This window comes from Xanthomonas sp. CPBF 426 (genome assembly GCF_903989465.1).
GTDB lineage: Bacteria > Pseudomonadota > Gammaproteobacteria > Xanthomonadales > Xanthomonadaceae > Xanthomonas > Xanthomonas euroxanthea.
Map to the genome: position 1 here is coordinate 2369925 of NZ_LR861805.1, position 26842 is coordinate 2396766.

At 65.8% G+C, this 26842-nt stretch carries 21 protein-coding genes and 1 riboswitch; of the genes, 8 read left to right on the forward strand and 13 right to left on the reverse strand.

From position 1 onward, the window contains the following. Positions 1-50 precede the first annotated feature (50 nt). On the forward strand, positions 51-2837 hold the full coding sequence (locus H7A87_RS10145) for an EAL domain-containing protein (RefSeq protein WP_180496969.1): 2787 nt from the start codon (positions 51-53) through the stop codon (positions 2835-2837). Between the two features lie 1056 nt (positions 2838-3893). Here H7A87_RS10145 and H7A87_RS10150 read toward each other — a convergent pair. The 6 genes from H7A87_RS10150 to H7A87_RS10175 form a co-directional block, all read right to left on the reverse strand. Then, entirely contained in the window at positions 3894-4178 is a 285-nt protein-coding gene (locus tag H7A87_RS10150) for a hypothetical protein (protein WP_104582668.1), read from the reverse strand. An 83-nt stretch (positions 4179-4261) separates the two neighbouring features. Then, positions 4262-5539 (reverse strand): methyl-accepting chemotaxis protein, encoded by a 1278-nt coding sequence (locus H7A87_RS10155; RefSeq protein ID WP_180496970.1) that lies wholly within the window; start codon positions 5537-5539, stop codon positions 4262-4264. A gap of 59 nt (positions 5540-5598) precedes the next feature. Beyond that, positions 5599-6213 carry a high frequency lysogenization protein HflD gene (hflD, locus tag H7A87_RS10160; RefSeq protein WP_104582667.1) on the reverse strand — a complete coding sequence of 205 codons (615 nt, stop codon included), beginning with the start codon at positions 6211-6213 and terminating at the stop codon, positions 5599-5601. Further along, positions 6213-7349, reverse strand: a complete 1137-nt coding sequence (gene mnmA, locus H7A87_RS10165) for a tRNA 2-thiouridine(34) synthase MnmA (protein ID WP_115677157.1) — start codon at positions 7347-7349, stop codon at positions 6213-6215. The genes hflD and mnmA overlap by 1 nt, the downstream gene beginning before the upstream one ends. Continuing rightward, complete coding sequence (locus tag H7A87_RS10170) at positions 7346-7804, reverse strand: NUDIX hydrolase (RefSeq protein WP_104582665.1); 459 nt, start codon at positions 7802-7804, stop codon at positions 7346-7348. The genes mnmA and H7A87_RS10170 overlap by 4 nt, the downstream gene beginning before the upstream one ends. Next, positions 7801-7965 carry a hypothetical protein gene (locus H7A87_RS10175; RefSeq protein WP_180496971.1) on the reverse strand — a complete coding sequence of 55 codons (165 nt, stop codon included), beginning with the start codon at positions 7963-7965 and terminating at the stop codon, positions 7801-7803. Before H7A87_RS10175 ends, H7A87_RS10170 begins: the two co-directional genes overlap by 4 nt. A gap of 89 nt (positions 7966-8054) precedes the next feature. On the opposite strand from H7A87_RS10175, the gene clpS reads away from it, so the two are divergent. Then, positions 8055-8375 carry an ATP-dependent Clp protease adapter ClpS gene (clpS, locus tag H7A87_RS10180; protein WP_104582664.1) on the forward strand — a complete coding sequence of 107 codons (321 nt, stop codon included), beginning with the start codon at positions 8055-8057 and terminating at the stop codon, positions 8373-8375. Positions 8376-8517: 142 nt separating this feature from the next. After that, on the forward strand, positions 8518-10800 hold the full coding sequence (clpA, locus tag H7A87_RS10185; RefSeq protein WP_104582663.1) for an ATP-dependent Clp protease ATP-binding subunit ClpA: 2283 nt from the start codon (positions 8518-8520) through the stop codon (positions 10798-10800). Between the two features lie 293 nt (positions 10801-11093). On the opposite strand, the gene infA is transcribed toward clpA, so the two are convergent. The 4 genes from infA to trxB all read right to left on the reverse strand — a co-directional run bounded on the left by infA (position 11094) and on the right by trxB (position 14518). Then, the gene (gene infA, locus H7A87_RS10190; protein ID WP_002813418.1) at positions 11094-11312 is read right to left on the reverse strand and encodes a translation initiation factor IF-1; all 219 of its coding nucleotides are present in this window, start codon (positions 11310-11312) and stop codon (positions 11094-11096) included. A gap of 80 nt (positions 11313-11392) precedes the next feature. Continuing rightward, positions 11393-12142, reverse strand: coding sequence for a leucyl/phenylalanyl-tRNA--protein transferase (gene aat, locus H7A87_RS10195; RefSeq protein WP_119128877.1), 750 nt, complete (start codon positions 12140-12142; stop codon positions 11393-11395). A gap of 228 nt (positions 12143-12370) precedes the next feature. After that, on the reverse strand, positions 12371-13489 hold the full coding sequence (locus H7A87_RS10200) for a GNAT family N-acetyltransferase (RefSeq protein WP_119128779.1): 1119 nt from the start codon (positions 13487-13489) through the stop codon (positions 12371-12373). A gap of 60 nt (positions 13490-13549) precedes the next feature. Further along, the gene (trxB, locus tag H7A87_RS10205) at positions 13550-14518 is read right to left on the reverse strand and encodes a thioredoxin-disulfide reductase (RefSeq protein ID WP_016901755.1); all 969 of its coding nucleotides are present in this window, start codon (positions 14516-14518) and stop codon (positions 13550-13552) included. 283 nt (positions 14519-14801) lie between these two features. On the opposite strand from trxB, the gene H7A87_RS10210 reads away from it, so the two are divergent. The 5 genes from H7A87_RS10210 to crcB all read left to right on the forward strand — a co-directional run bounded on the left by H7A87_RS10210 (position 14802) and on the right by crcB (position 22040). After that, positions 14802-17159, forward strand: a complete 2358-nt coding sequence (locus H7A87_RS10210) for a DNA translocase FtsK (RefSeq protein WP_104582660.1) — start codon at positions 14802-14804, stop codon at positions 17157-17159. Between the two features lie 184 nt (positions 17160-17343). Next, on the forward strand, positions 17344-19278 hold the full coding sequence (locus H7A87_RS10215) for a DUF3857 and transglutaminase domain-containing protein (protein ID WP_119128778.1): 1935 nt from the start codon (positions 17344-17346) through the stop codon (positions 19276-19278). Positions 19279-19374: 96 nt separating this feature from the next. Continuing rightward, complete coding sequence (gene lolA, locus H7A87_RS10220; RefSeq protein ID WP_119128777.1) at positions 19375-20004, forward strand: outer membrane lipoprotein chaperone LolA; 630 nt, start codon at positions 19375-19377, stop codon at positions 20002-20004. Positions 20005-20163: 159 nt separating this feature from the next. Continuing rightward, entirely contained in the window at positions 20164-21453 is a 1290-nt protein-coding gene (locus tag H7A87_RS10225) for a replication-associated recombination protein A (RefSeq protein ID WP_232087975.1), read from the forward strand. Between the two features lie 2 nt (positions 21454-21455). Further along, positions 21456-21524: riboswitch (Fluoride riboswitch) on the forward strand. Positions 21525-21638: 114 nt separating this feature from the next. After that, positions 21639-22040: a fluoride efflux transporter CrcB gene (crcB, locus tag H7A87_RS10230; protein ID WP_065031396.1), complete on the forward strand. Its 402-nt coding sequence runs from the start codon at positions 21639-21641 to the stop codon at positions 22038-22040. 336 nt (positions 22041-22376) lie between these two features. Here the strand turns inward: crcB and H7A87_RS10235 are convergent, their stop codons facing one another. From H7A87_RS10235 to H7A87_RS10245, 3 genes are all read right to left on the reverse strand, one after another. Then, positions 22377-23582, reverse strand: coding sequence for an acetyl-CoA C-acyltransferase (locus tag H7A87_RS10235; RefSeq protein ID WP_119128776.1), 1206 nt, complete (start codon positions 23580-23582; stop codon positions 22377-22379). A 155-nt stretch (positions 23583-23737) separates the two neighbouring features. Beyond that, on the reverse strand, positions 23738-26110 hold the full coding sequence (locus H7A87_RS10240; RefSeq protein ID WP_119128775.1) for a 3-hydroxyacyl-CoA dehydrogenase/enoyl-CoA hydratase family protein: 2373 nt from the start codon (positions 26108-26110) through the stop codon (positions 23738-23740). Positions 26111-26135: 25 nt separating this feature from the next. After that, positions 26136-26768 (reverse strand): TetR/AcrR family transcriptional regulator, encoded by a 633-nt coding sequence (locus tag H7A87_RS10245; RefSeq protein ID WP_024940119.1) that lies wholly within the window; start codon positions 26766-26768, stop codon positions 26136-26138. Between the last annotated feature and the right edge of the window lie 74 nt (positions 26769-26842).

Sequence of the window (26842 nt, forward strand, 5' to 3'; positions counted from 1 at the left end):
TATCCATTGCGACTCCGAAGGCAGGGGTCGATTCTTCGGAGTGTTCCAGAGTGGACTCAGGCGTCATTGCAAGCATGCTGCAGCACCCGCTGACCTCGGCGGTGGTGTTGTTGGATGCGCATGGTCAGCCTCTGGCGGCCAACCGTGTCGCGCAATCGCTGGGATTGCCGGCCACCCTTGGCGCCTATGTGGAAGTCCTGGAAAGCAGTCGCGCCCAGGTGGCCAGCAGCGGCGGCATGACCGCCTGCGTGCTGCCGGGGGCCGGCGGCGGGCGCCTGGAAGGCTGGCTCCGCGCGGTCTGCGATGAGCATGGCCAGGTCATGGCCTTCACCCTGAGTATTCCCGAGCCGATGGGCGCCGACGGCACCAGCCGCTGGGAAATGGGCCTGGACAGCGCCGATCACGGACTGTGGGACTGGGATATTCCGGCCGATGTGGTCTACCGCTCCGAGCGCTGGACCCGCATGCTCGGTTACTCCGAGCAGCCGCTACCGAACAATCTCACCGCGCTGTCCGGGCTGATCCATCCGGACGACCACGCGCAGGTCAGTGCTGCCGTGCAGGCGCACCTGGACGGGCGCACCGATACCTATACGGCCGAATTCCGCCTGCGCCAGCACGACGGCCAATGGCGCTGGATCCTCGACCGCGGCCGGGTGGTCTCGCGGACAGCCGACGGCCGCCCGTTGCGCATGGTCGGCACGCATACCGACGTGCACCACCAGAAATTGCTCGAGCAGCAGCTGCGCGAGCAGCAGGCCCAGCTCGAAGAGGCCCAGCGCATCGCCAGCATGGGCAGCTGGAGCTGGGACACGCTCAAGGACGCGCTGTGGGTGTCGCCGGATTTCCTGCAGCAGCTCGGCATGACCGAACTGCGCCCGCAGGGCATCCGCGACATCCTGCGTCTGCTGGGGCGGCCATCGGTTGCACATCTGCGCAGTGCCTGGCGCAAGATCAAGCACGAAGGCGTACCGGTGCATTTCGAGCTGGAGATCAACGGGCCTGCCAGCATCAATCCGCATCACCTGCGGGTCTGGGCGCAGCCGGTGTTCGACGGCAATGGCGCCATGGTGCGCCTGCTGGGCCAGTTGCAGAACGTCACCGAGCAGCGCCAGACCGATGCATTGATCCGCTGGCGCACCGAGCTGCTCAACCGCGTGTCCGCGCTGGGCAAGATCGGCGGCTGCGAGATCGAGGTCGACACCCGGCGCATGCAATGGACCGAGGAGTGCTACCGCATCCACGGCCTGCGCAAGGAAAACATCACCCTGGAGCAGGCGCTGTCGCTGTACACGCAGGATTCGCGCGACGCCTTCGAGGCGGCGCTGCTGCGTATCTCCGACGGTGGCCTGCCCGAACAGCTGGAACTGTGTTTCTACCGCAATTCCGGCCAGCGGATCTGGGTACAGGTGCTGATCGAGCTGGACCGCCGCGAAGGCCTGCCGCCGCGTTTCGTCGCCTTGTTCCGTGACGTCACCCGCGAACGCGAGGCCAACGAGCGCATCGAGCTGCTGGCCCACTACGATCGCCTGACCGGTCTGCCCAACCGCTTCCTGCTGCGCGAGCAGGCGGAGAACGCGATTCGCGAAGCGCACGAGCGTGGCCAGGTACTGGCAATGCTGCTGATCGATCTGGATGGCTTCAAGAGCATCAACGATTCGTTCGGTCACGCCACCGGCGACAACCTGCTCAAGCTGGCCTCTGCGCGCCTGCATCAGCATCTGCGCAACAGCGACCTGTTCGGCCGCTTCAGCGACGACGAATTCATCGTGCTGCTGCGCGATCTCTCCGAACCGGAAGACGCCGGCCACGTTGCGCGCAAGTTGATCAGCGCCCTTGGCGAGCCGCTGCGCAAGGACCATGTCACCCTCAAACTCGGTGCCAGCATCGGCATCGCGCTGCAGGGCGAAGGCCTGTCGGATTTCGACAGCCTGTTGCGCGCCGCCGATGCGGCGATGTATGCAGCCAAGGAATCGGGCCGCAACACCTTCCATTACTACAGCCAGGACGTGCTGATGCGTGCACAGCGCCGCCTGGAGCTGGAACACGCACTGCAAGGCGCGCTGGAGCGCGAAGAGTTCACCCTGGTCTACCAGCCGCTGGTCAACACGGTGGGCGAATCCTCGCCTGCGATCGAAGCGCTGATGCGCTGGAATCGCCCCGGCCATGGCCAGTGCAGCCCGGTCGAGTTCATTCCCATTGCCGAGGAGTGCGGCGAGATCGTGCGCCTGGGCGAATGGGTGATCGGCGAAGCCTGCCGCCAGGCCGTGGTCTGGGATCGCGCCGGGCTCAATTTCAGCCGCATCGCCGTCAATGTGTCCGCGGTACAGCTGCGCGAGCGCGGCTTTGCCGAGCGCGTGCTGGAAATCTGCCGCGACAACGGCTGGTCGCCCTCGCGTCTGGAACTGGAATTGACCGAATCGGCATTGATCCGCGATTCGGATGCGCTGCGCCGCTGTTTCGAGCTGTTCGAACAGAATGGCGTGCTGTTGGCGGTGGACGACTTCGGTACCGGCTTCTCCAACCTGCATTACCTCAACCGCTTCCCGGTGCAGCGCCTGAAGATCGACCGCAGCTTCGTCCAGGGGATGCTCGACGACGCCAACACCGCCGAAGTGACCCAGGCCATCGTGCATCTGGGCCATGCGCTCGGCATGCAGGTGGTGGCCGAAGGGGTGGAGACGGTGCAGGAAGATGCACTGCTGCGCCAGCAGGGCTGCGACGAAATCCAGGGCTACTTCTATTCGCGGCCGCTGTCGCCGCGCGACATGGCGCAGTGGCTGCGCGAGGCCGAAGCCGGCATGCGCCTCGGTGCACGCCTGGTCATCGCCGGCTGACGCAACCTGTCGCAGCGCCTGGCGTCGTCCGGCTGTTCAATCGTCTGACGGTCCGCATACGCAAGTCAAAAGCTCGATGAGTCGAGGGCGCGATGCCTTCGTCACTTGCGGGACACGCCGTGAATCCGTCCGCGGAGGCTCCTTGGCGGCATCCATGCCGCCAAGGGTCCGGCAACCGGCGAGGACAACGCACCGAGAGTTGGTCGGTTACTTTAAAAGCTTGCCCGCTGCTCGGCTTTCGTTGGGAAGATGCCCCAACTCCCGGCTATCCGGAGAGCGGACGTCATGCACCGCTTGCAGCCATGCACACCGACCATCCTGACTGGTCCTTGTCCGCGACCTTGAGCGGCATGGATGCCGCGCCAGAGCCTCCATGGACGGATTCACGGCGTGTCCCGCGACGGTGGGCGGGCAAGGACCCGGCAGCCAAGCTGCAAAGCTAGACGCTCTAGACCTCACCTACCGGACTACCTGAAAGGCACACGCTGCAATTCATAGCAGGAGCTGCGTCGTGCCGGTGCAGCCCGCTCAGCATCCTGGGGACCTTGTGCGGCATGGATGTCGCTTAAGCGACTTCAGGAGCGGATTCATGGCGTGTCCCGCAATGGTGGGCAGACAAGGGCGCTGCAGCCAAGCCACAGCGCCAGGCGCTCTACACCTGAGCTATCACGCGCCAAACTACCGAAGGCACATGCGGCAGCTTCGAGCAGCAGGGGCGTCTCGGTGCAGCCCGCTCACTATCTCGAAACCTGCGGCATGGATACCGCATACGAGCCTGGAGCGATGGATTCGCGGCGTGTCTCGCGACCGGGAGCGGCAAGCGCCCTGCAGCCAGGCCGTAGATCAGCCGAGCGAAGCGGGACATTGTTTCGTGGGATTCTTAGAGGTCGTCGAGCAGACGGGCAGGGGAGAGGTCACCCTGGTGCTGCAATCGAATGGTCGCCCATGCTCGGAGCCACGCCTGGTGGCACGGCCTGGCGTACCAGCGCCACAGGTCGGGCAGTGGAAACAACCGGCGGGGCGCCTGCCGAGGCACGCCCCGCCTTCGCACAGATGTCAGGCTCCAGACACGCCGACAGCGGCGCCATCCAGACCCAGATCCCAGGCCACGGTCGCAAACAGCAGGTCTTCTTCGCTGCAGCTGCGGCGGGGGTTCTGCATTGCCTGCACTTCCGCACGGGCGGCATGCTCCAGCCGTTCCAGCGCGGCCGGCATGCGCACGCTGCGCAGCGCAGGCCGGGCAGCGTCGCTTTGCGCGATACGCTGGGCATGTGCAGCCGCCAGCGCGGCTGATTCGAGCACGGCGGTGGATGCATCGGTGGGCGGGGCAAGTAGCGTCATGAGCGGAATACCAGGTTGTTGCGGAACGACAAATCCCCGGAAGGCCGGGGAATGTCGGAATCAGGCAGTGCGTGGCAGCGGTCTTAGAACAGTTCGACCGTACCGGCACCCATGCCTTGCTGCGCCACCGGCTTGTGCGGCGGGCGCTCCCACTCCACACGCATGTCGCGCAGGCGGGTGGACACCTTCTGCAGCGCGGCGACCAGATCGCTGTCGTACACGCCGCCGTTGCGATGCAGCAGTTCCTGCAGCGCCACCGCTTCACGGTTGATCGCGGTGAGACGATCCAGGTGGGTATGGATACCGCTCAGCGTCTGCGTGGCGATGTCCTCGAACTGCAGGGCGCGCACCGCTTCGGCCACGCTACCGTCGATGGAACGCGCGCACTCGGAGATTTCGCGCATGCCGTCGCCCAACGAGGCGTTGATCTGCGCGACATTCTCCAGCATCGCCGCCGATTCGTGGCGGGCTTCGCGGGAGCGATCCATGTGACGCGACGCCAGCTGCGAGACCGTTTCACGGACCTTGGCGATCGATTCCTTGGAGCTGTGCGCCAGCTTGCGGATCTGTTCGTTGAAGGTGGTGGAACGCTCGGACAGATTGCGCACCTCGTCGGCGACCACCGCGAAGCCGCGACCGGCTTCACCGGCACGTGCTGCTTCGATGGCGGCGTTCAGGGCCAGCAGGTTGGTCTGGTCGGCGATCGACTTGACGTCTTCCAGCAACGCGAAGATGCCATCCAGGTGCTGGGCCATCTCATCGATGTGGTGCACCGTGTTGGTACTTTGGCCGCTCACCTGTTCCAGCGCTTCCACCAGCTGCTCCATCCGGGAGCTGGCGTGCTGGGCGAAGCGGGCGACGTCGACACCGGCGCTGCCGTCGTCACCGGCACGGTCGACGATGCGGGCCAATGCCTGGCTTTGCTGCCGCGACTTGCGGTTCATCGCTTCGAAGCTGCCACCAAGACCGGACACGGCCTGGCGGATCAGTTCACGGGCACGCTCGACTTCCGAGCGCGAACCGTCGACTTCGTTGCTGACGAACGTACGCAGTTCGTTGAGCAGTTGGTCCTGCTCGCGCAGGATGCGGGTCTGGTCCGGATTACGCCGGAACTGGGAGTAGGTCACCCAGGCAGCGAAACCGAGCCAGCTGAGCGTCATGGTCGCCAGGATCGCCCAGCGCACCGAAGCGGGCCAGTCGAATCCGACAGCGAAGGGAAACAGCAAGGTCAGGGCCAAAGGGGCGGCCAGACGGATAAGTGGACGTGAATACATGGGCGTTCTCGGCAGAGTCACGGTTGCTGTATCGGCCGTCCCCCCTGTGTCTTTAGCGACGATCGCCACATCGTCTCGCCCGTTCAACCGATGTTGACACGCGCCAGCGACCGCTGGCGCATGTGGCAACCCGAATTCTCAGGTGGTTAGCGCAGCGCGCGGTCCACCGCCTCGATCATTGCGCGCTTGGCGAACAGGAAATCCCACAGGCTGCCACCCATCTGCCGCCACAACACCGCCGAGCGGACAGCGGCCAGCAGCAACGCGCGGATTTCCGCAACCACGCCGGCCTGGCCCAGGTAATGCGGATTGCCCTGCACCATGACCTTGGGGCGCAGGTGGCTGATGGTCTGCGCATACAGCCCGCCGAGCGAATTCAATACGTCCGGATGGCCGCTGTCGCCCAGGCTCTGTGCCTGACGCGCGGCCGCCTCGATGCCCTTGGAGACCGTGGCGACGGTGGTGGTGTCGCGCACGAAGCGGCGCTCCAGCTGCAGCACCGCCAACGCCAGCCGCGGCAGGACCTCGTCCTGGCCCTGATTGTGGAAATAGTTATGCAGCAGCCGCAGGCCCGGTGCCAGGTCCGCTGGCGAGCCGTACACGGCCTCCGGCGAGGCCGCATCCACCCGGAACACGCTGTCCATGGCGGTACGCACCGTCGCAGCCTCCGAGTGCCCGGTTTCGGCAATCCGCCGCACCTGTTGCAAGGCCTGGGCGACACCGGCAAGCGCCAGAACGCGGTGATCCATGGAAGAACTCATCAAGCCACTACCTCAGGTGAAAAAGAAGATCCCGCCAATTGGCGTTCCAGCGGCGCATCGGTGGCGGCGATGACCGCGCCGCCCAGGCACTCTTCGCCGTCGTACAACACCAGCGACTGCCCGGGCGTCACCGCCCGCTGCGGCCGCTCGAAACGTACCTGCACGCTGCCATCGTCCTGCACCTGCACCGTGCACGGCTCGTCGGGCTGCCGGTAACGGGTCTGTGCGGTGCAAGCGAAGCTGCGCGCCGGCGGCGCGCCGGTGACCCAATGGGCCTGCTCGGACTGCAACCAGCGCGATTGCAGCAGCGGGCTGTCACGGTCCTGGTCCACATACAGCACATTGCTCGCCACATCCTTGCCGACCACATACCACGGCGCGGCGGCGCGCCCGCGCACGCCGCCGATGTTCAGGCCCTCGCGCTGCCCCAGGGTGAAATAGAACACCCCCGGATGCTCGGCGATGCGTTGCCCCTGCGGGTCGCGGATCTCGCCGGTGCGCGCGGGCAGGTAACGGCCCAGGAATTCGCGGAAATCGCGCTCGCCGATGAAGCAGATGCCGGTGGAATCCTTCTTGGCATGCGTCGGCAGGCCGGCATCCTGGGCGATCCGGCGCAGCGTGCTTTTTTCCAGGTCGCCGATCGGAAACAGCGTCGCGGCCAGCTGGGCCTGTCCCAGCTGATGCAGGAAATAACTCTGGTCCTTGCCGCGGTCGGCGCCGCGCAGCAGGCGCCAGCGCCCGCCGCTGTGCGCCACCCGGGCGTAGTGGCCGGTGGCGATGCGCTCGGCGCCCAGCGCCTGGGCCGCATCCAGGAAATGCTTGAACTTGACCTCGCGGTTGCACAGCACATCGGGGTTGGGCGTGCGCCCGGCCGCGTATTCGGCCAGGAAGTGCTCGAACACGCCGCTCCAGTATTCGCCGGAAAAATCGCGGAAATGGAACGCAATGCCCAGCACCCCGCACACCGCCACCGCATCGCGGCGGTCGTCCTCGGCGCGGCAATCGCCGCTGCCATCGTCGGCCCAGTTCTGCATGAACAGTCCGGCGAGCGACTCGCCTTGCTGGGCCAGCCGCCAGGCCGCCACGGACGAATCCACGCCGCCGGAGACCCCGACCACGATGCGCGGCGTACTCATGCGACGTGCCGCACCAATGCCAACGGATGGCGCTGGCCGGCCAGGTAATCGGCCACCACCTCCCACACCAACGGGCTGCGCATCCGCTCGGTGGCGCTGCGCAATTCTTCCGGCGTCATCCACAAGGCGCGCACCACGCCGGTGTCCAGGCTGCGCTCGGGATGGTGGGTCAGGGCCTCGGCGACAAACGCAAACCGCAGGAAGCACTGACCGCTCGGGGCGACCCATTGGTAGGTGCCGATGAAGTGGGTCGGGCGCACATCCCAGCCGGTCTCTTCCAGGGTCTCGCGCACCGCCGCGTCGAGCAGGCTTTCGTCCGGTTCCAGGTGTCCGGCAGGCTGGTTCAACAGCAGCCGGTCACCGATGTGCTCTTCGACCTGCAAAAAGCGCCCGTCGCGTACCACCACGGTGGCCACGGTGACATCCGGATGCCAGCGTTGTCCGGAGGCGCTCATCGCTGCTGGTCCTGCTCGATCGAAGGGTTGCTCGCCTTGCCGGCGAGGGGCAGCGCGTGACGCCGGCCCAGGCGGCCGTTTGACCCTGCTTCGCGCATGGAGCTGGACAAGTCGGCGGTGAACGACGGCGCCAGCAAGGGCGCGGTCAGGGAATCGGTCATCAAGGGCCAGCCATGGAATCGGAGACAAATTGTGCGGGGCGCGGCGTAAATCGTCCAATGCGTGCGGCGATGAACCGTATAATGCCCGGATGCCTCGTAAGACCTCACACGAACACGATCACGGCCTCACGGTCGAAGCCAGCAAGCCTGAAGTGGCGCCACCGCCGCGTTATCAGGTGCTTCTGCTGAACGACGACTACACCCCGATGGACTTCGTGGTGACGGTGCTGCAGCAGTTTTTCAACCTCGATCTGGAGCGGGCCACGCAGGTCATGCTGCATGTCCATACCCGCGGACGTGGCGTTTGCGGGGTCTACAGTCGCGAAGTCGCAGAGTCCAAGGTCGCGCAGGTCAACGAATTCTCGCGCATGAACCAGCATCCGCTGCTGTGCACGATGGAACAGGCCTGACGGGTCGATTGGATCATTCCAGCAGCGCAACACTGTGGCTGCAATCACATGCTAACGCCGTCTGAACATGCCTATCCGATAGGGTTGTGGTAAATCCCAACAAAAGCCGCATATTGTTGGCAACAGCCGTTCGGAGTTACCAATGTTCAGCAAAGACCTAGAGCAAACCATCGGCCAGTGCTACAAGCGAGCACGCGAGGCGCGTCACGAGTTCATGACCGTCGAGCACCTGCTGCTCTCGCTGCTGGACAACCCGTCCGCCCAGGCCGTCCTCAAGGCCTGCGGCGCTGACCAGGTGCGTCTGCACAACGATCTGGAGCAGGCGATCGAGGCCTCGGTCTCGCGCCTGGCCGAAGACGATGGCCGCGACACCCAGCCCACGCTGGGCTTCCAGCGCGTGCTGCAGCGTGCGGTCTATCACGTGCAATCCTCCGGCAAGAAGGAAGTCACCGGCGCCAATGTGCTGGTGGCGATCTTCGGCGAGAAGGATTCGCACGCGGTGTATTTCCTGAATCAGCAGGACATCACCCGTCTGGATATCGTCAACTACCTCTCGCATGGCATCGCCAAGCTGGGTGAGGACGGCGAGCAGCCGTCCACCTCCGATGGCGAGCCCAAGAGCGAGGGCGGGGAGGGCGAGGCCAAGGGCGATGCGCTGGCCGAGTTCGCCACCAATCTCAACGAGCAGGCCCGCAACGGCAAGATCGACCCGCTGGTCGGCCGTGGCGACGAAATCGAGCGCACCATCCAGGTGCTGTGCCGCCGCCGCAAGAACAACCCGCTGTACGTGGGCGAGGCCGGTGTCGGCAAGACCGCCATCGCCGAGGGGCTGGCCAAGCGCATCGTCGACAACGACGTGCCGGAAGTGCTGGCCGACGCAGTGATCTTCTCGCTCGACTTGGGCGCGCTGGTGGCTGGCACCAAGTACCGCGGCGACTTCGAGAAGCGCCTCAAGGGCGTGCTGGCGGCGCTGAAGAAGGTGCCCAACGCGGTGCTGTTCATCGACGAGATCCACACCATCATCGGTGCCGGGTCGGCGTCGGGCGGCACGATGGATGCCTCCAATCTGATCAAGCCTGCGCTGTCGTCGGGCGAGCTGCGCTGCATCGGCTCGACCACGTTCCAGGAATACCGCGGCATCTTCGAAAAGGACCGTGCGCTGGCGCGTCGCTTCCAGAAGATCGACATCGTCGAGCCGACCGTGGGCGAGACCTTCGAAATCCTGCAGGGCCTCAAGCCCAAGTACGAAGCGCACCACGGCGTGACCTATGCCGACGATGCGCTGCAGGCCGCCGTGGACCTGTCGGTCAAGCATATCGGCGACCGCCTGCTGCCGGACAAGGCGATCGATGTGATCGACGAAGCCGGTGCGCGTCAGCGCCTGCTGCCCGAGGGTAAGCGCAAGGAGCTGATCGATATCGAGGAGATCGAGACCATCGTCGCCAAGATGGCGCGGATTCCGGCCAAGCAGGTCAGCGCGACCGACAAGGACGTGCTGCAGCATCTGGAGCGCAATCTGAAGATGGTGATCTTCGGCCAGAACCCGGCGATCGAGACGCTGGCCGGCTCGATCAAGCTCGCGCGCTCGGGCCTGGCCAATCCGGAGAAGCCGATCGGCAACTTCCTGTTTGCCGGTCCCACCGGTGTCGGCAAGACCGAGGTCACCAAGCAGCTCGCGCTGCAATTGGGGATCGAGCTGGTGCGCTTCGACATGTCCGAATACATGGAAGCGCATTCGATCAGCCGCCTGATCGGCGCGCCTCCGGGCTATGTCGGTTTCGACCAGGGTGGCCTGCTGACCGAGAAGATCGTCAAGACGCCGCACTGCGTGCTGCTGCTGGACGAGGTGGAGAAGGCGCATCCGGACATCTTCAACATCCTGTTGCAGGTCATGGATCGCGGCATCCTCACCGACACCAACGGGCGCGAGGCGAACTTCAAGAACGTGATCCTGGTGATGACGACCAATGCCGGCGCCACCCAGGCGTCGCGGCGGTCGATCGGCTTCACCAAGCAGGATCACTCCACCGATGCAATGGAATCGATCCGTCGCGGGTTCACGCCCGAGTTCCGCAACCGCCTGGATGCGATCGTGCAGTTCCAGCCGCTGGGCTTTGACCACATCCTGCGCGTGGTGGACAAGTTCATCATCGAGCTGGAAATGCTGTTGCAGGAAAAGCACGTGTCGTTGTCGGCCACGCCGACTGCGCGCGACTGGCTGGCCCAGCACGGCTTCGATCCGCTGATGGGTGCGCGCCCGATGTCGCGGGTGATCCAGGAGAAGATCAAGCGCCCGCTGGCCGACGAGCTGTTGTTCGGCAAGCTGGTGGAAGGCGGTCGGGTCAATATCGACGTCAAGGATGGCGAGCTGGTGGTGGAGGCGCATCCGGAACCGGAGCGTCTGCTGCCGGCGACGGTCGACTGATCGCCTTGCAGTCCTGAAGTGAAAAAACCGCTCGAAGGAGCGGTTTTTTTATGTCCCTGGAGACGCACAGCGGGAGGGACACACAGGCGCGGCAATCGCGGAGGAGCGGCAAACCACGAGCGACAACCGCACGCTTCGGAACCGAGGCAATGGATCGGCTGGCATAAACGCCAATGACACCAGCGAATGCAGGGCAAGCCGACGACATCGGCTAGCCATGCCTGCCAAATACACAGATCCCGGCCACGACAAAAAGCGGCCATTGGCCGCCTCGCGTCTCACACCAGAACCGCTTACTTCATGCGGTAGGTAATACGACCCTTGGTCAGGTCGTACGGAGTCATCTCAACTTTGACCCGGTCGCCGGTCAGGATGCGGATGTAGTTCTTGCGCATGCGGCCGGAGATGTGGGCGATGATTTCATGCCCGTTTTCCAGCTTGACCCGGAACGTGGTGTTGGGGAGCGTCTCGCTGACGCTGCCTTCGAATTCAATGGAGTCGTCTTTCGACATGTAATCCTGTGCAATCACGGCTGGCCCGGGAGGGCCGTAAGGGACAGCATTTTACGCTCCATCTCCCCGCGGTGCAAATTTTATGTTAAGCGGACTTCAGCAAGCGCGCTGGCAGGCCGCTCGCCGTAGCGCTCGGACCAGCTGCCCGGCAGCGCAGTCTGGCCGACCTGCAGCCGTACCTGCTGCAGGAAGTCTGCACGTGGCAGGCGCTGCGCGCCCAGGCGCATCAGGTGCGGATTTTCCACCTGCGCATCGAGCAATGGCCAACCGCAGGCGTGCAGATGCGCGGCCAGCGCCGCCAGCGCCACCTTGGAGCCGCCGCTGTCGGCACTGAACATGCTCTCGCCGAAGAACATCTGGCCGATCGCCACGCCGTAGATACCGCCGACCAGGCGTGGGCCATCGAACACTTCCAGCGAATGCGCATGGCCCAGCCGATGCAGTTCGAGGTAGGCCTGCTGCATCGTGGTGGTGATCCAGGTGCCTTCCTGGCCGGCGCGCGGAATCGACGCGCAGGCCGCGATCACCTGTGCGAAGGCGGTATCGGCGCGCAGCATCCAGCGGCTGCCGCGCAACTGGCGCCGGAAGCGCGAGGACAGGCGTACGCCATCGGTACGAAACACCGTGCGCGGGTCCGGGCTCCACCACAGGATCGGCTGGCCGTCCGAGAACCAGGGGAACACGCCACCGGCATAGGCCTTGAGCAGGCGTTGCGGCGACAGATCGCCGCCGATGGCAAGCAGGCCGTCCGGCTCGCGCAGCGCCTGTTCGGCCGGCGGGAAGGGCGCGGCCGGGTCGGTCGCAAGCAGGTAGGGAAGGGTGCGGGACATGCGCGCAGTGTAGAGCCTGTCGTCCATGGCGCACCCGGGCACGCAGTCCCCGGCACGCTGCACTGCGTCCTCGATACGCGCCGCGGCATGCGTACACGAGCACGCGCTGCCGGGCGTGCAGTTCTTACCGGGCTGACGACTGTCCTTGGACGGGGCGCGTCGCGCGTCGCCTGCAAGAGGCCAGCCTGCGATCAGGGCGGGTGCAGCCGGCCTGGCTGCCGCGCGGGTTCAATCGCGGAACGGGCTGTGCTCGGACAGCTCGCGTGCGTGCCGGGCGACCGCCTGGCGTTCGTCGGCGCACCAGTGCGCCAGCGGCTCGCGAAAGCCGGGGTCGGCAATCCAGTGACGGCTGCGGACCAGGGTGGGCAGAAAGCCGCGTGCGATCTTGTGCTCGCCCTGCGCGCCCGGCTCGAAGCGGGTCAGGCCTTCGCGCAGGCAGTAGTCGATGCCCTGGTAGTAGCAGGTTTCAAAATGCAACCCAGGCAGGGCTTCGCCGCCCCAGTAACGCCCGTACAGCGTGTCGCGCCCGCGCAGGCACAGCGCGCCGGCGATCGGGCGCCCGTCCAGCTCGGCCAGAAACATCACCAGCTGGCGCGGCAGGTGCCGGGCCAGATGACGCAGGAATTCCGGCGTCAGCGCAGGCGAGTTGCCGTATTCGTTGAAGGTCTTGAGATAGAAGCCATACATCGCTTCCAGGTCGGCGTCGCTGGCTTCATCGCCATGGACCACGCGCAACTGCACGCCGGCCCGCTGCACCTTGGCGCGCTCCTGGCGGATGTTCTTGCGCCGCTTGTGGTCCATCGCGGCCAGGAAGGTTTCGAAGTCGCTCCAGCCGCTGGCGTTATGCCAGTGGTATTGCAGGTCGTTGCGCTCCAGCCAGTCGCTATCGAAGGCCGCATCTTCGCCGGCCGGGTAGAAGTTCACATGCGCCGACGACAGCCCGCTGCGCTCCACCAGCTCGCGCATCGCCGCGAGCAACTGCGGGCGCCATCGCGGTGCCCCCAGCAGGCGCGGGCCGGTCACCGGCGAGTAGGGCACCCCGCACAGCCACTTGGGGAAGTACTCCTGCCCATAACGCGCATACGCATGGGCCCAGGCGTGGTCGAATACGAACTCGCCGTGCGAGTTGTTCTTCAGGTACCCCGGCGCCGCAGCGACCAGCGTGTCGCCGTCCCATAGCGTCAGGTGCAGCGGATTCCAGCCCCAGTCCGGGCGCAGGCAGCCCTCCCGTTCGAGGCCCTCCAGGAAGGCATAGGAAATGAACGGGTGCGCGCCGTCGTGCAGCGCGTCCCAGGCACCGGCCGGGAGCTCGTCCAGCCGGCGGCACCAGCCGGCGGTGACGCTCATGCGCCCGGCCCGCCGGCATCGGCGCTGCCCGCGCGGCGCGGCCGGCGGTCAGCGGCCACCTCAGGCGCTCTTGTCGAGATAGCGCTCGGCATCCAGTGCGGCCATGCAGCCGAAACCGGCCGAGGTGATCGCCTGGCGGTAATGCTGGTCGGCAACGTCGCCGGCAGCGAACACGCCGGCCACCGAGGTCTCGGTCGCTGCCCCGTTGAGGCCGGAGCGGATCTCCAGGTAGCCGTTGTTCATCGCCAGCTGGCCGTCGAACAGCTGGGTATTGGGGTGATGGCCGATGGCGACGAAGAAGCCGTGCGCGACGATCTCGCGGGTGCTGCCGTCGAGGGTGGACTTGACCCGTACGCCGGTGACGCCGGCATCGTTGCCCAGCACTTCGTCGATGGCGTGGTGCCAGACGGTCTCGATCTTGCCGGCGGCGACCTTGGCGAACAGCTTGTCCTGCATGATCTTTTCGGCGCGCAGGGTGTCGCGGCGGTGGACCAGGTAGACCTTGCGGGCGATGTTGGACAGGTACAGCGCTTCCTCGACTGCCGTGTTGCCGCCGCCGACCACCACCACGTCCTGGTCCTTGTAGAAGAACCCGTCGCAGGTGGCGCAGGCAGACACACCGCGGCCCTTGAAGGCTTCCTCGCTGGGGATGCCCAGGTACTTGGCGGTGGCGCCGGTGGAGATGATCAGTGCGTCGCAGGTGTATTCGGCACCGTCGCCGGTCAGCCGGAACGGGCGCTGCGACAGGTCGGCGGTGTGGATGTGGTCGAAGATCACCTCGGTCTCGAAGCGCTCGGCATGGGCCTGCATGCGGCTCATCAGGTCCGGGCCCATCAGGCCGTGGGGGTCGCCCGGCCAGTTGTCGACTTCGGTGGTGGTCATCAGCTGGCCGCCTTGCTGCAGGCCGGTGATCACCACCGGCTTGAGGTTGGCGCGGGCGGCGTAGACCGCGGCGGTCCAGCCGGCCGGGCCGGAGCCCAGGATCAGCAGGCGGGAATGCTTGGCGGGACTGGCAGAAGAGGCGCTCATGTATACTCGCGATCTAGGAATTGGCAGGGCAGGCGACTGAATTCGCGCCCCTGTGGCGGCATAGAGTGGCGGTCCCCACCCGGTGAATCAAGGCGGCGCGATGGAACTGCTTGAACCGCAGATGGCATGGTCCACCCCGTACGCGTAATCGACGCCGCCTCGTGCGGCGTTTTTTGTTGACCGGCGCGTGCCCGGGCAGGCGACGCTCATACAACAGCTGAAACCGCGGCCTCGGTCGTTTATTATCAACCACTAACAGCATTTTTCTAAGGTCTGGCTACAGGTGGCAAAGCAGGTTCCCGAACGCAGCAAGCCCGCTGAGGGCAAGACGTCCTCGCGCAAGACAGCGGTGGCGGACAATCCGCGTCGGCAAAAGCTCTGGCGCGATCTGGCATTGATCGCGGTGGCGCCGCTGCTGCTGTATCTGCTGGCCAGCCTGTTCACCTATTCGAGCGCCGATCCCGGCTGGTCGCAGACCGGCAGCGTGGTCGCGCCGGTGCACAACATGGGCGGCCGCGTCGGCGCCTGGACGGCCGACGTACTGCTGCAGCTGTTCGGTTATGTGGCCTTCCTGCTGCCGGTGGTACTGGGAGCGGTGGCCTGGATCGCCTTGTTCGGCATGGACAAGGAAGGGCAGGCCGAAGCCGACCTGGGGCCGGCATTGCGGCTGGTCGGCATGGTCGGGTTCTTGATCGCCTCGACCGGCTTCCTGCATCTGCGCCTGTTCAACGGCGATGTGGCCGGGGCCGGCGGGATCCTTGGGCGCTTGGTCAGCAATTCGCTGAGCGCCGGGTTCGGGGCGCTGGGTGCCAACCTGTTCGTGCTGGTGCTGCTGCTGGTGTCGATCACCCTGGCCACCGGCCTGTCGTGGTTTGCGGTGATGGAGCGCATCGGCACCTGGGTGCTGGCGCTGGGGCCGTTGATGCAGCGCAAGACCCACCAGGCCAGCGAGTGGCAGCAGACCCGCGTGATGCGCGAAGAGCGCGAGGAAGTGCGCAAGGTCGATGCGGTCAAGCAGGCCAAGCGCGAGCCGGTCAAGATCGAGCCGCCGCCGGCACCGGTGGTGGAAAAGAGCGAGCGCGCCAAGCGCGATACCCAGATCCCGATGTTCCAGGGCGTCAGCACCGACGGTTCCGACCTGCCGCCGCTCGCGCTGCTGGACGACCCCAAGCCGCAGGCCAAGGGCTATTCGGAAGAGACGCTGGAGACGTTGTCGCGGCAGATCGAGTTCAAGCTCAAGGACTTCCGCATCGAGGCGCAGGTGGTCGGGGCCTATCCGGGCCCGGTGATCACCCGTTTCGAGATCGAGCCGGCGCCGGGCATCAAGGTCAGCCAGATCAGCTCGCTGGACAAGGACATTGCGCGCGGGCTGTCGGTCAAGTCGGTGCGCGTGGTGGATGTGATCCCGGGCAAGTCGGTGATCGGCCTGGAGATCCCCAATGTCAGCCGCGAGATGATCTTCCTGTCCGAACTGCTGCGCTCCAAGGAATACGACAAGTCGGCCAGCCCGCTGACGCTTGCCCTGGGCAAGGACATCGCCGGACGCCCGACCGTCGCCGACCTGGCGCGCATGCCGCATTTGCTGGTGGCCGGTACCACCGGCTCGGGCAAGTCGGTGGCGGTCAACGCGATGGTGCTGAGCCTGCTGTTCAAGGCTTCGCACAAGGAACTGCGGATGCTGATGATCGACCCGAAGATGCTGGAACTGAGCGTCTACCAGGGCATCCCGCATCTGCTGGCACCGGTGGTCACCGACATGAAGGAGGCCGCCAACGGCCTGCGCTGGTGCGTGGCCGAGATGGAGCGCCGCTACAAGCTGATGAGCGCGGTGGGCGTGCGCAACCTGGCCGGCTTCAACAAGAAGATCAAGGACGCCATCGACGCCGGCCAGCCGATGATGGACCCGCTGTTCAAGCCCAATCCCGAACTGGGCGAAGCGCCGCGGCCATTGGAGACGCTGCCGTTCATCGTGATCTTCATCGATGAATTCGCCGACATGATGATGATCGTCGGCAAGAAGGTCGAGGAGCTGATCGCGCGCCTGGCACAGAAGGCGCGTGCGGCCGGCATCCATCTGATCCTGGCCACGCAGCGGCCGTCGGTGGACGTGATCACCGGCCTGATCAAAGCCAATATCCCGACCCGCGTGGCGTTCCAGGTCAGCTCCAAGATCGACTCGCGCACCATCCTGGATCAGTCCGGCGCCGAAGCGCTGCTGGGCAACGGCGACATGCTGTACCTGCCGCCGGGCACGGCGCTGCCGGACCGCGTGCATGGCGCCTTCGTCAGCGACGAGGAAGTGCATCGGGTAGTCGAGCATCTCAAGGCCAGCGGGCCGGTGTCGTATGTCGACGGCGTGCTGGACGAAGTGCAGACCATGGGCGACGGCACCGTAGTCGGTGCGACCGGCTTGCCCGAGAGCAGCGGTGGTGGCGGCGACGAGTCCGACCCCTTGTACGACGAAGCCTTGCGTATCGTCACCGAAACCCGGCGCGCCTCGATCTCCGGCGTGCAGCGGCGCTTGAAGATCGGCTACAACCGCGCCGCACGCCTGATCGAAGCGATGGAAGCGGCCGGCGTGGTCAGCCAACCCGAGCACAATGGCGACCGCACCGTGCTGGCGCCGCCGCCGCCCAAGTAACCGGCGGCCGGCAACGCGGTGGAATCCGCCTGCCGGTGGTAGCGGATTGCGCGCTGATCCGGGCTGCCTGTGCATGCTCGCGCGCAGGGATGCGGTGATCTTGGAGGCCGGTGCCTGACGCTGCGGCGTGCACCGGCTACCCTGTTGCACGAGGGCCGCTCCGGTCCGCCGCGATTCAAGGCCCATGCTGCGTCGTTCCGTCTTGCTGCTCCTGCTGCTGATCTCATTGCCGTTGCTGGCCCAGGCCCAGCAACAGCCTGCGCCTGCTGCCGCTGCGGCGCGCGCGCAGGCCGACACCAACTACAGCTTCGTGCGCTATCGCGCCGACTACGAAGTGCGTGCCGACGCCAGCAGCGTGGAAACCGACGAGTACGAGATCCTGCTGAAGACCAAATCGGCGGTGGAGCAGTTCAGCCAGGTGCGGCTGAGCTACAGCGAGAAGATGGAGACCCTGGAGGTGCTGCAGGCCTATACCGTCACCGCCGAAGGACTGCGCCAGGACGTGGCGCCCGACAAGATCTACACCCAGGAAAGCTATTCCAGTGCTGCGGCGGCGATGTATGCCGACCGCAAGGTCAAGGTGGTGGTGTTCCCGAATCTGGCGCCGGGTGCGCGCATCGTCTACCGCGTGCGGCGGGCGCAGAACACGCCGTACTTCCCCGGGTACTTCAGCCTGTGGGAAACCTTCAGCGTGTTCGCGCAATACGACGATGCGGTGGTCACCCTGGTGGCGCCGAAGGCATTGCCGATGCATTTGTCGGTGCGCGGGCTGCAGGGCGGGACCAGGCCGGTGGTGCGCGGCGACCAGGCGCGCTGGGAGTGGCGCTATCAGCGCACCGCGCCGATGAAGAACCAGAACTGGAGTGCGGCGACCTGGGAATTCAGCCCCACCCTGATGGCCAGCACCTTCGACAGCTGGTCGCAGATGGGCCTGGCCTATCACGTCAAGGGCGGCCGCGCTGCCGCAGTGACGCCGGCGATCCAGGCGCTGGCCGACGAAGTGACCCGCGGTATCGACGCGCCGCGCGCGCAGGCCGCCGCGTTGTACGCGTGGGTGGCGCGCAATATCCGCTACGTGGCGGTGTACCTGGGCAACGGCGGGCTGGAGCCCAATGGCGCCGACAGCATCCTGGCCAACCACTATGGCGACTGCAAGGACCACACCGTGATCCTGGAAGCCTTGCTGGCGGCCAAGGGCATCGCCAGCACGCCGGTGCTGATCGGTGCCGAAGGCGGGCCGACACTGCCGCCGATTCCGGTGCTTGGCCGCTTCAACCACGCCATCACCTACATCCCGGCGTTCGACCTGTATGTGGATTCGACCAATCCCTATGCGCGCTTCGGCCAGTTGCCGGCCGGCGATCTCGGCGCGCCGGTGGTGCATACGCTGGACGGAAAGGTCACGCATACCCCGCCCAACGACCGCAAGGTCAACCGCTATGTCGCGCGTACCGAGTACCGCTTTACCCCCGAGGGTGGGTTGCACGGCCTGACCACGCTCGACAGCGGGCAGACCGGCGAGGTGGGGCTGCGGGCGATGTTCGTGCAGCTCAATGCGCAAAACCGCAATCGCATCGAGGAGTCGATCATTGCGCAGTCCGGCTTCGATGGCACCGGCGATCTGCTGATCCAGGGCGACCCGCTGGACCTGGATGCGCCGTTCAACTATCGCTACGCGTTCCAGGCCGACGATGCAGTGGATTTTTCGGTGGTCGGCGGCATGACCTTGCCGGATATGCCCGGCGCCGAATCCACCCGTGGCATCTACACGACCACCTCGGCCGAAGACAACCTGACCCCGTTCTACTGCAACGACAGCGTGCGCGAAGAGACCTATGTGGTGAGCTTTCCGGCGACGGTGCCGATCATCGCGATCCCGCGCAGCAGCCGCTTTCGCAATGCCGCTGGCGAGTATGCGGTCGAGTGGACGCGCCAGGGCCAGACGGTGACGGCGGTGCACCGGTTGCAGCGCGCTGCAGTGCGTGGGCCGCAGGCGCTGTGTCAGCCGCAGGATTACCGCGCGTTTCGCGAGCTCTACCAGCAGGTGCGGCGCGGTTTTCGCGGGCAGATCGTGTATGGCGATCTGTCCAGGGTGCAGACCGCACAGGGAATGGACTGACCGGCCGCCGCCGCGATCTGAACGCATCACGCGATAGCGCTCGCCCATTCATCTACGAAGTATCAGAATTCCCGCATTCCCTTTCTGGAAACTGCGATGCATCGCCAGCTCCGTTATGCCGTCCTCGCCACCGCTCTGTTTGCCGGCACCGCGTTCGCCGGCGCGCGCCAGGAGCTGGATACGTTCACGCGCGGCCTCAAAGGCCTGGACGGGCAGTTCAGCCAGCAGGTTTCCGATGCCAATGGTCGGGTCAAGGAGCGCGCGAGCGGGCGGGTGGCATTGTCGGCGCCGCGCCAGTTCCGTTGGGAGTACGCCAAGCCCTACCGGCAGTTGATCGTGGCCGACGGCAAGAAGGTCTGGGTGTTCGACCCGGATCTGGCGCAGGTGACCGTGCGCGCGCAGGGCAGCGAAGAACAGAACAGCCCCCTGGTCGCGTTGATCGACCCGGCGCGCCTGGACAAGCAGTACGACGTCAGCGAAGAGGCCGCGCCACGTGACGGACTGCAGTGGCTGTCGCTGACGCCCAAGGTCGACACCGAGGCCAGCTTCCAGATGGCCTCCCTGGGGTTCGGCAAGGATGGCCTGGCCAGGATGGAAGTGGTGGATGCGGTGGGCCAGCGCACTGCGATCAGCTTCAGCGGCTGGAAGCGCAATCCGGCATTCGCTGCCGACACCTTCCACTACACGCCGGGCAAGGGCGTGGATGTGGTCGGCGACGCGCACTAAGCCGTCGCTTGCAGCATCCGTACAGCCAATGGCGTTCTTCGCAGAAGGTCGCTGGCTGACGCGATACAATGCCGCGTGGCACGAACCAAGCTCCCCATCGCTCCCGAAGCCGATCTGCTCAGCGTAGACGGCGAGCATCTGCGCCCGCTGGCCGAGCGCATGCGTCCGCGCACCCTTGACGAGATGGTCGGGCAGAAGCGACTGCTCGCGCCCGACAGCGCATTGCGACGCGCGGTGGAATCCGGCCGCGTGCATTCGATGATCCTGTGGGGCCCGCCCGGCTGCGGCAAGACCACCCTGGCGCTGCTGCTGGCGCATTACGCCGATGCCGAATTCAAGGCGATCTCGGCGGTGTTGTCGGGTTTGCCGGAGGTGCGGCAGGTCCTGGCCGAGGCCGCGCAGCGTTTCGCCAGCGGACGCCGCACGGTGTTGTTCGTCGATGAGGTGCACCGCTTCAACAAGGCGCAGCAGGATGCATTCCTGCCGCATATCGAGCGTGGCACGATCCTGTTCGTCGGTGCGACGACCGAAAATCCCTCGTTCGAATTGAATTCGGCATTGTTGTCGCGCTGTCGCGTGCACGTGCTGGAGGGCGTTTCGCCGCAGGACATCGTCGAGGCCTTGCAACGTGCCCTGCATGATCCAGAGCGCGGGCTGGGGCAGGAAACGCTCCAGGTCAGCGATGCCTCGCTGCTGGAAATTGCCAGCGCTGCCGACGGCGACGTGCGACGCGCGTTGACCCTGCTGGAGATTGCCGCGGAACTGGCAGGCGGCGAGGGTGGCCAGATCACCCCGCAGACGCTGCTGCAGGTGCTGGCCGACCGCACGCGCCGGTTCGACAAGAACGGCGAGCAGTTCTACGACCAGATTTCGGCGCTGCACAAATCGGTGCGCAGTTCCAATCCCGATGCCGCGCTGTACTGGCTCACGCGCATGCTCGACGGCGGCTGCGACCCGGCCTATCTGGCGCGGCGGCTGACCCGCATGGCGATCGAGGACATCGGCCTGGCCGATCCGCGCGCGCAGAGCATGGCGCTGGAAGCCTGGGACATCTACGAGCGTCTGGGCAGCCCTGAAGGCGAACTGGCGTTCGCGCAGCTGGTGCTGTATCTGGCCAGCACCGCCAAGTCCAATGCCGGCTACGCCGCCTTCAACCAGGCCAAGGCCGAGGTGCGCGCCACCGGCACGCAGGAGGTGCCGCTGCATCTGCGCAATGCGCCGACCAAGCTGATGAAGACGCTCGGCTACGGGCAGGACTATCAGTACGACCACGATGCCGAAGGCGGGATCGCGCTGGACCAGACCGGCTTTCCGGATGCGATGGGCGAGCGGGTCTACTACAACCCGGTGCCGCGCGGACTGGAGATCAAGCTCAAGGAAAAGCTCGACCGTCTGCGCGCCGCGCGCGAACAGGCGCGGGCTGACAAGGTCGGCAAGCCCACGGCATAATCGGCCGTGCAGGAGATGGCATTCCTCCTTGAACCGCACGCACCCTGCGCGCTGATGATGCCTGCCCACCCCCGCCGGGGAGGCAGGTCTGCGCCCCGGCATCTTTTCTCGCTCAGGAACTGGATGCTGCCGACCATGCACGACACGTCGTTGAAAACTCCATCGGCCGCTTGCGGACTGCAGACATGAACGCACCGGTGTGGTGGCAGCAGCTGCTGCTGGCGATGACCGGCGGCGCATTGGGGTCCGGCCTGCGCTTTGCCATTGGTGCCTCGTTGCTGCAGCGCTTTGGCAACGGATTTCCGTGGGGCACGTTGACGGTGAATCTGCTCGGTTCGTTCGTCGCCGGCGTGCTGCTGGTCTGGCTGGATGCGCGCGGGCCGGCGAGCTGGCCGCTGCGGGCCTTGCTGATCGTCGGCGTGATCGGCGGGCTGACTACGTTCTCGTCGCTGATGATGGAATGCCTGGTGTTTGCACGCACGGATCGGTCCGCGATGATCGGCGTGTATCTGGCCATCACGCTGGTGGCCGGACTGGCGCTGGTGTTTGCCGGTGCGCGTGCCGGTCAATGGCTGGTGGCGCGCTAGGCTTGCGTCTGCCGTGCGCTCGCGAGAGTGGAGCGAAGACCGGGATGCGTTGGCATTGCGTGCGCGCCACGCTGGCTATCGAACGGCTGGCACGTTCTGGGCGTTCTTGCCGCAGATGCCGCCGGGCGGCGGTCAATGCGCCATCAGGAGCCATACTCAAATGCGACTCAGCCGGCGTGCCTATCGGGCGCGCAACCGATGCATGGTGCCGCTTGCATCCGCTGACGACCGCCCGCACTGGCGCATAAAGAAGGCGTGCTTGCGCACGCCTTGGTTGACTGACAGCCGCGTCAGCGTTGCGAGATCGGCTTGGCAGCCGATCTCGCGATCCGTGACTTACAGCGCTTCGATGATGCCGGCCGCACCCATGCCGGTGCCGATGCACATGGTGACCATGCCGTACTTCTGCTGGCGACGGCGCAGGCCGTGCACCAGGGTGGCGGCACGGATCGCACCGGTGGCGCCCAGCGGGTGGCCCAGGGCGATGGCGCCGCCGAGCGGGTTGACCTTGGACGGATCCAGCTCGCTGTCGCGGATCACCGCCAGTGCCTGCGCGGCGAAGGCTTCGTTGAGCTCGATCCAGTCGAGCTGGTCCTTGGTCAGGCCGGCCTGCTTAAGCGCCTTGGGGATTGCCGCGATCGGGCCGATACCCATCACTTCCGGACGCACGCCGGCCACCGAGAAGCTGACAAAACGCGCCAGCGGGGTCAGGCCGTAATCCTTGATCGCCTGTTCCGAGGCCAGCAGCACCGCACCGGCGCCATCGCTCATCTGCGAGGAATTGCCGGCGGTGACGCTGCCGCCGAACTGGCCATTGCGGAACACCGGACGCAGCTTGGCCAGGCCTTCCAGCGAGCTGTCCGGGCGCGGGCCTTCATCGGTGTCGACCAGGCGCTTGCGCAGTGCGATGACATTGCCGGCCAGGTCGGGCTGATGCGAGAGGATCTCGTACGGAGTGATCTCGTCGCGGAACTCGCCGGTGGCAATGGCGGCAATGGCCTTTTGGTGCGAGGCCAGTGCAAACGCATCCTGATCCTCGCGCGAGACCTTCCATTCCTCGGCGACCTTCTCGGCGGTGATGCCCATGCCGTAGGCGATGGCGACATGGTCGTCGGCGAACACGTTTGGCGACATGGCAACCTTGTTGCCCATCATCGGCACCATCGACATCGACTCGGTACCGCCGGCCAGCATCAGGTCGGCATTGCCCAGGCGGATCTGGTCGGCGGCCATCGCCACCGCCTGGATACCGGACGAGCAGAAGCGATTGATGGTCTGGCCGGCCACGGTGTTGGGCAGGCCGGCGAGCAACACGCCGATGCGCGCCACGTTCATGCCTTGCTCGCCCTCGGGCATCGCGCAGCCGATGATGGCGTCGTCGATGCGCGACAGGTCGATGCCCGGCGCCTGCGCCACCACTGCGCGCAAGACGTGCGCCAGCATGTCGTCGGGACGGGTATTGCGGAACACGCCCTTGGGCGCCTTGCCCACCGGCGTACGCGTGGCGGCGACGATGTAGGCTTCTTGAATCTGCTTGCTCATGGCTATCTCCGATAGCCGGGAATCGAGAATGGGGAGTCGGGAATCGCAAGTGCGGATTCGCCTGAGTTCGCCATTTTCATTACCCGGCAGAATAGTGGGGAGAAGCGGGGAGTCGGTTGGGCTTTTACCCATTCCCGATTCCCCACTCCCGATTCTCAGTTCCTGAGTGGCTTACCCGTCTTGAGCATGTGCCCAATCCGTGCCTGGGTCTTTTCCTGCTGGGCCAGTTCGACGAAGTGCTTGCGCTCCAGCTTGAGCAGCCATTCTTCGTCGACCAGCGCGCCGCGATCGACCTCGCCGCCGCACATCACCGTGGCGATGCGGGTAGCGATTTCATAGTCGTATTCGCTGATGAAACGGCCTTCCAGCATGTTGACCAGCAGCATCTTGAAGGTGGCGATGCCGACGTCGCCGGCGACCTGGATGCGGCGTGCCGGCAGCGGAGCGCGGTAGCCGCCCTCGGCCAGTGCGCGCGCTTCGGCCTTGGCGATGTGCAAGGCCTCGAAGCCGTTGAACACCACCTTGTCGGTGGCCCGCAGCAGGCCCAGCTCCTTGGCATTGACCGCCGAATTGGAGACCTTGGCCATCGCGATGGTTTCGAAAGTCTTCTTCAGCTCGGCGAACACGTCGCCGCCCGGACCTGCCGCCACCGAGGCGCGCGCGGCGATTTCCTTCAGCCCGCCGCCGGCCGGCAGCAGGCCGACGCCGGCTTCGACCAGGCCGATGTAGCTTTCCAGCGAGGCCACGGTCTTGGCGCTATGCATCTGGAACTCGCAGCCGCCGCCCAGCGCCAGCCCGCGCACCGCCGAAATCACCGGCACCTGCGCATACTTGATGCGCTGGCTGGTGGCCTGGAAGTTGGCGACCAGCGCTTCGAACGCATCGACCTTACCAGCCTGCAGCAGACCCAGCGCACCGGCCAGATCGGCGCCGGCGGAGAAGGGCTCCTTCTGCTGCCAGATCACCAGGCCGGCGAAGTCCTTCTCTGCGCGGCCGACGACCTCCTGCAGACCATTGAGCACGTGATCGGAGACGGTGTTCATCTTGGTCTTGAAGCTGACCACGGCGATGTCGTCACCGTCGTGCCACATGCGCACGCCGTCGTTTTCGAACACCGTCTCGCCCGGCGAGAACTGCTCGCCCAGCAACGGGTCGGGGAAGCGCTGGCGCTTGTATACCGGCAACGCCGAACGCGGCAGCTTGGCATCGCGTGCCGGGCTGTAAGAGCCCTCGGCTGCATGCACGCCGTCGCGGCCGTCGAACACCCAGTTCGGCAGCGGTGCGCTGCTCATGCTCTTGCCGTTGGAGATATCTTCGGCAATCCACTGCGCCACCTGCTTCCACCCGGCGGCCTGCCAGGTCTCGAACGGGCCGAGCGACCAGCCGTAGCCCCAGCGGATCGCCAGGTCCACGTCGCGCGCGGTCTCGGCGATATCGGCCAGGTGGAACGCGCTGTAATGGAACAGGTCGCGGAACGTTGCCCACAGGAACTGCGCCTGCGGGTGCTGGCTCTCGCGCAATTTGGCGAACTTCTCGGCCGGGTTCTTGATCTTGAGGATCTCGACCACTTCCGGCGCGGCGCTGCGATCGGCGGTCCTGTAATCCTGCTTCTGCAGGTCCAGCACCACGATGTCCTTGCCGACCTTGCGGAAGATGCCGGCACCGACCTTCTGACCGATCGCGCCCTTGCCGATCAACGCATCCAGCCACTTGGGCGATTTGAAATATTGATGCCACGGATCGTCGGGCAGGGTGTCGCCCATGGTCTTGATCACGTGCGCCATGGTGTCCAGGCCGACCACGTCCGAGGTGCGGTAGGTCGCCGACTTCGGGCGCCCGACCAGCGGGCCGGTCAGCGCATCGACTTCGTCGAAGCCCAGACCGAACTCGGCGGTGTGGTGGATGGTGGACAGGATCGAGAACACGCCGATGCGGTTGCCGATGAAGTTCGGGGTGTCCTTCGCATACACCACGCCCTTGCCCAGCGTGGTGACCAGGAAGCTCTCCAGGCCTTCCAGCACGGCCTTATCGGTGCCCTTTGCGGGAATCAGTTCGGCCAGGTGCATGTAGCGCGGCGGATTGAAGAAGTGCACGCCGCAGAAGCGGTGACGCAACTGCTCGGGCAGTACGTCGGAGAGCTTGTTGATGCCCAGGCCCGAGGTATTGGAGGCCAGCACGGCGTGCTCGGCCACGAACGGGGCGATCTTCTTGTACAAGTCCTGCTTCCAGTCCATGCGCTCGGCGATCGCCTCGATGATCAGGTCGCAATCGCGCAACTGCTCCAGGCCGCTCTCGTAGTTGGCCGGGGTGATCGCCTCGGCCAGCGCCTTGCTGGCGAGCGGGGCAGGACTGAGCTTGCCGAGGTTGGCGATGGCCTTGAGCACGATGCCGTCGGCAGGACCCTCCTTGGCAGGCAGGTCGAACAGCACGGTGTCGACACCGGCGTTGGTGAGATGCGCGGCGATCTGCGCGCCCATGACGCCGGCACCGAGCACGGCAGCACGACGGACTAGCAACGGATTGGACATAGCGATGAGCCTTTGGTGTGAGCGACTACGGTGTGGAATGGGTACGGAAACCCGGTTCTGCAAAACGGATCAGTTCGCGCGCGGCGCGCGCGCGGTGGTCGGCCTCGCTGACGCCGGCCGGCCGCTTGATGAGGCCGAAATCGGCCATGGCATAGGTGAGCGCACCGGCGAGGAAATCCAGGCGCCAGTAAAGCTCCTCCTTGCTCAGGCCCGGCACGCAGGCAGCGATGGCCTTGCCGAATTCGCGCAGCACATGCCCGTAGTGGTCGGACAGGAACTTGCGCAGGTTGTCGTTCTTTTCGGCGTAGGCGCGCGCAATCACGCGCACGAACGCGCCACCGCTCTGGCGGTCCTGGGCCATCGCCAGGGCCGGCTCGACGAACGCCGCGAGCACCGCGGTGAGCTCGCCTGGCTGTGACTTCCTGGCCGCCTCCAGTTGCTGCAGGCGCGCGGCGGTCATCTCGTCCATGCGGCGGCGGAACACCTCGTTGACCAGGTTTTCCTTGGAACCGAAGTGGTAGTTGACCGCGGCGATATTGACGTCGGCCTGGGTGGTCAGCTGGCGCAGCGAGGTCCCGGCGAAGCCATGCTGGGCGAACAGCTCCTCGGCCGCGCCGAGGATGCGGTCCTTGGTGGAGAAGTGGGCGGGCTTGGGCATGCGCGGGACGAAACTCAATCAAACGATTGTTTGAGTCTACGGGCTGGCCGCCGCGCCGGTCATGCGGCAGCGCA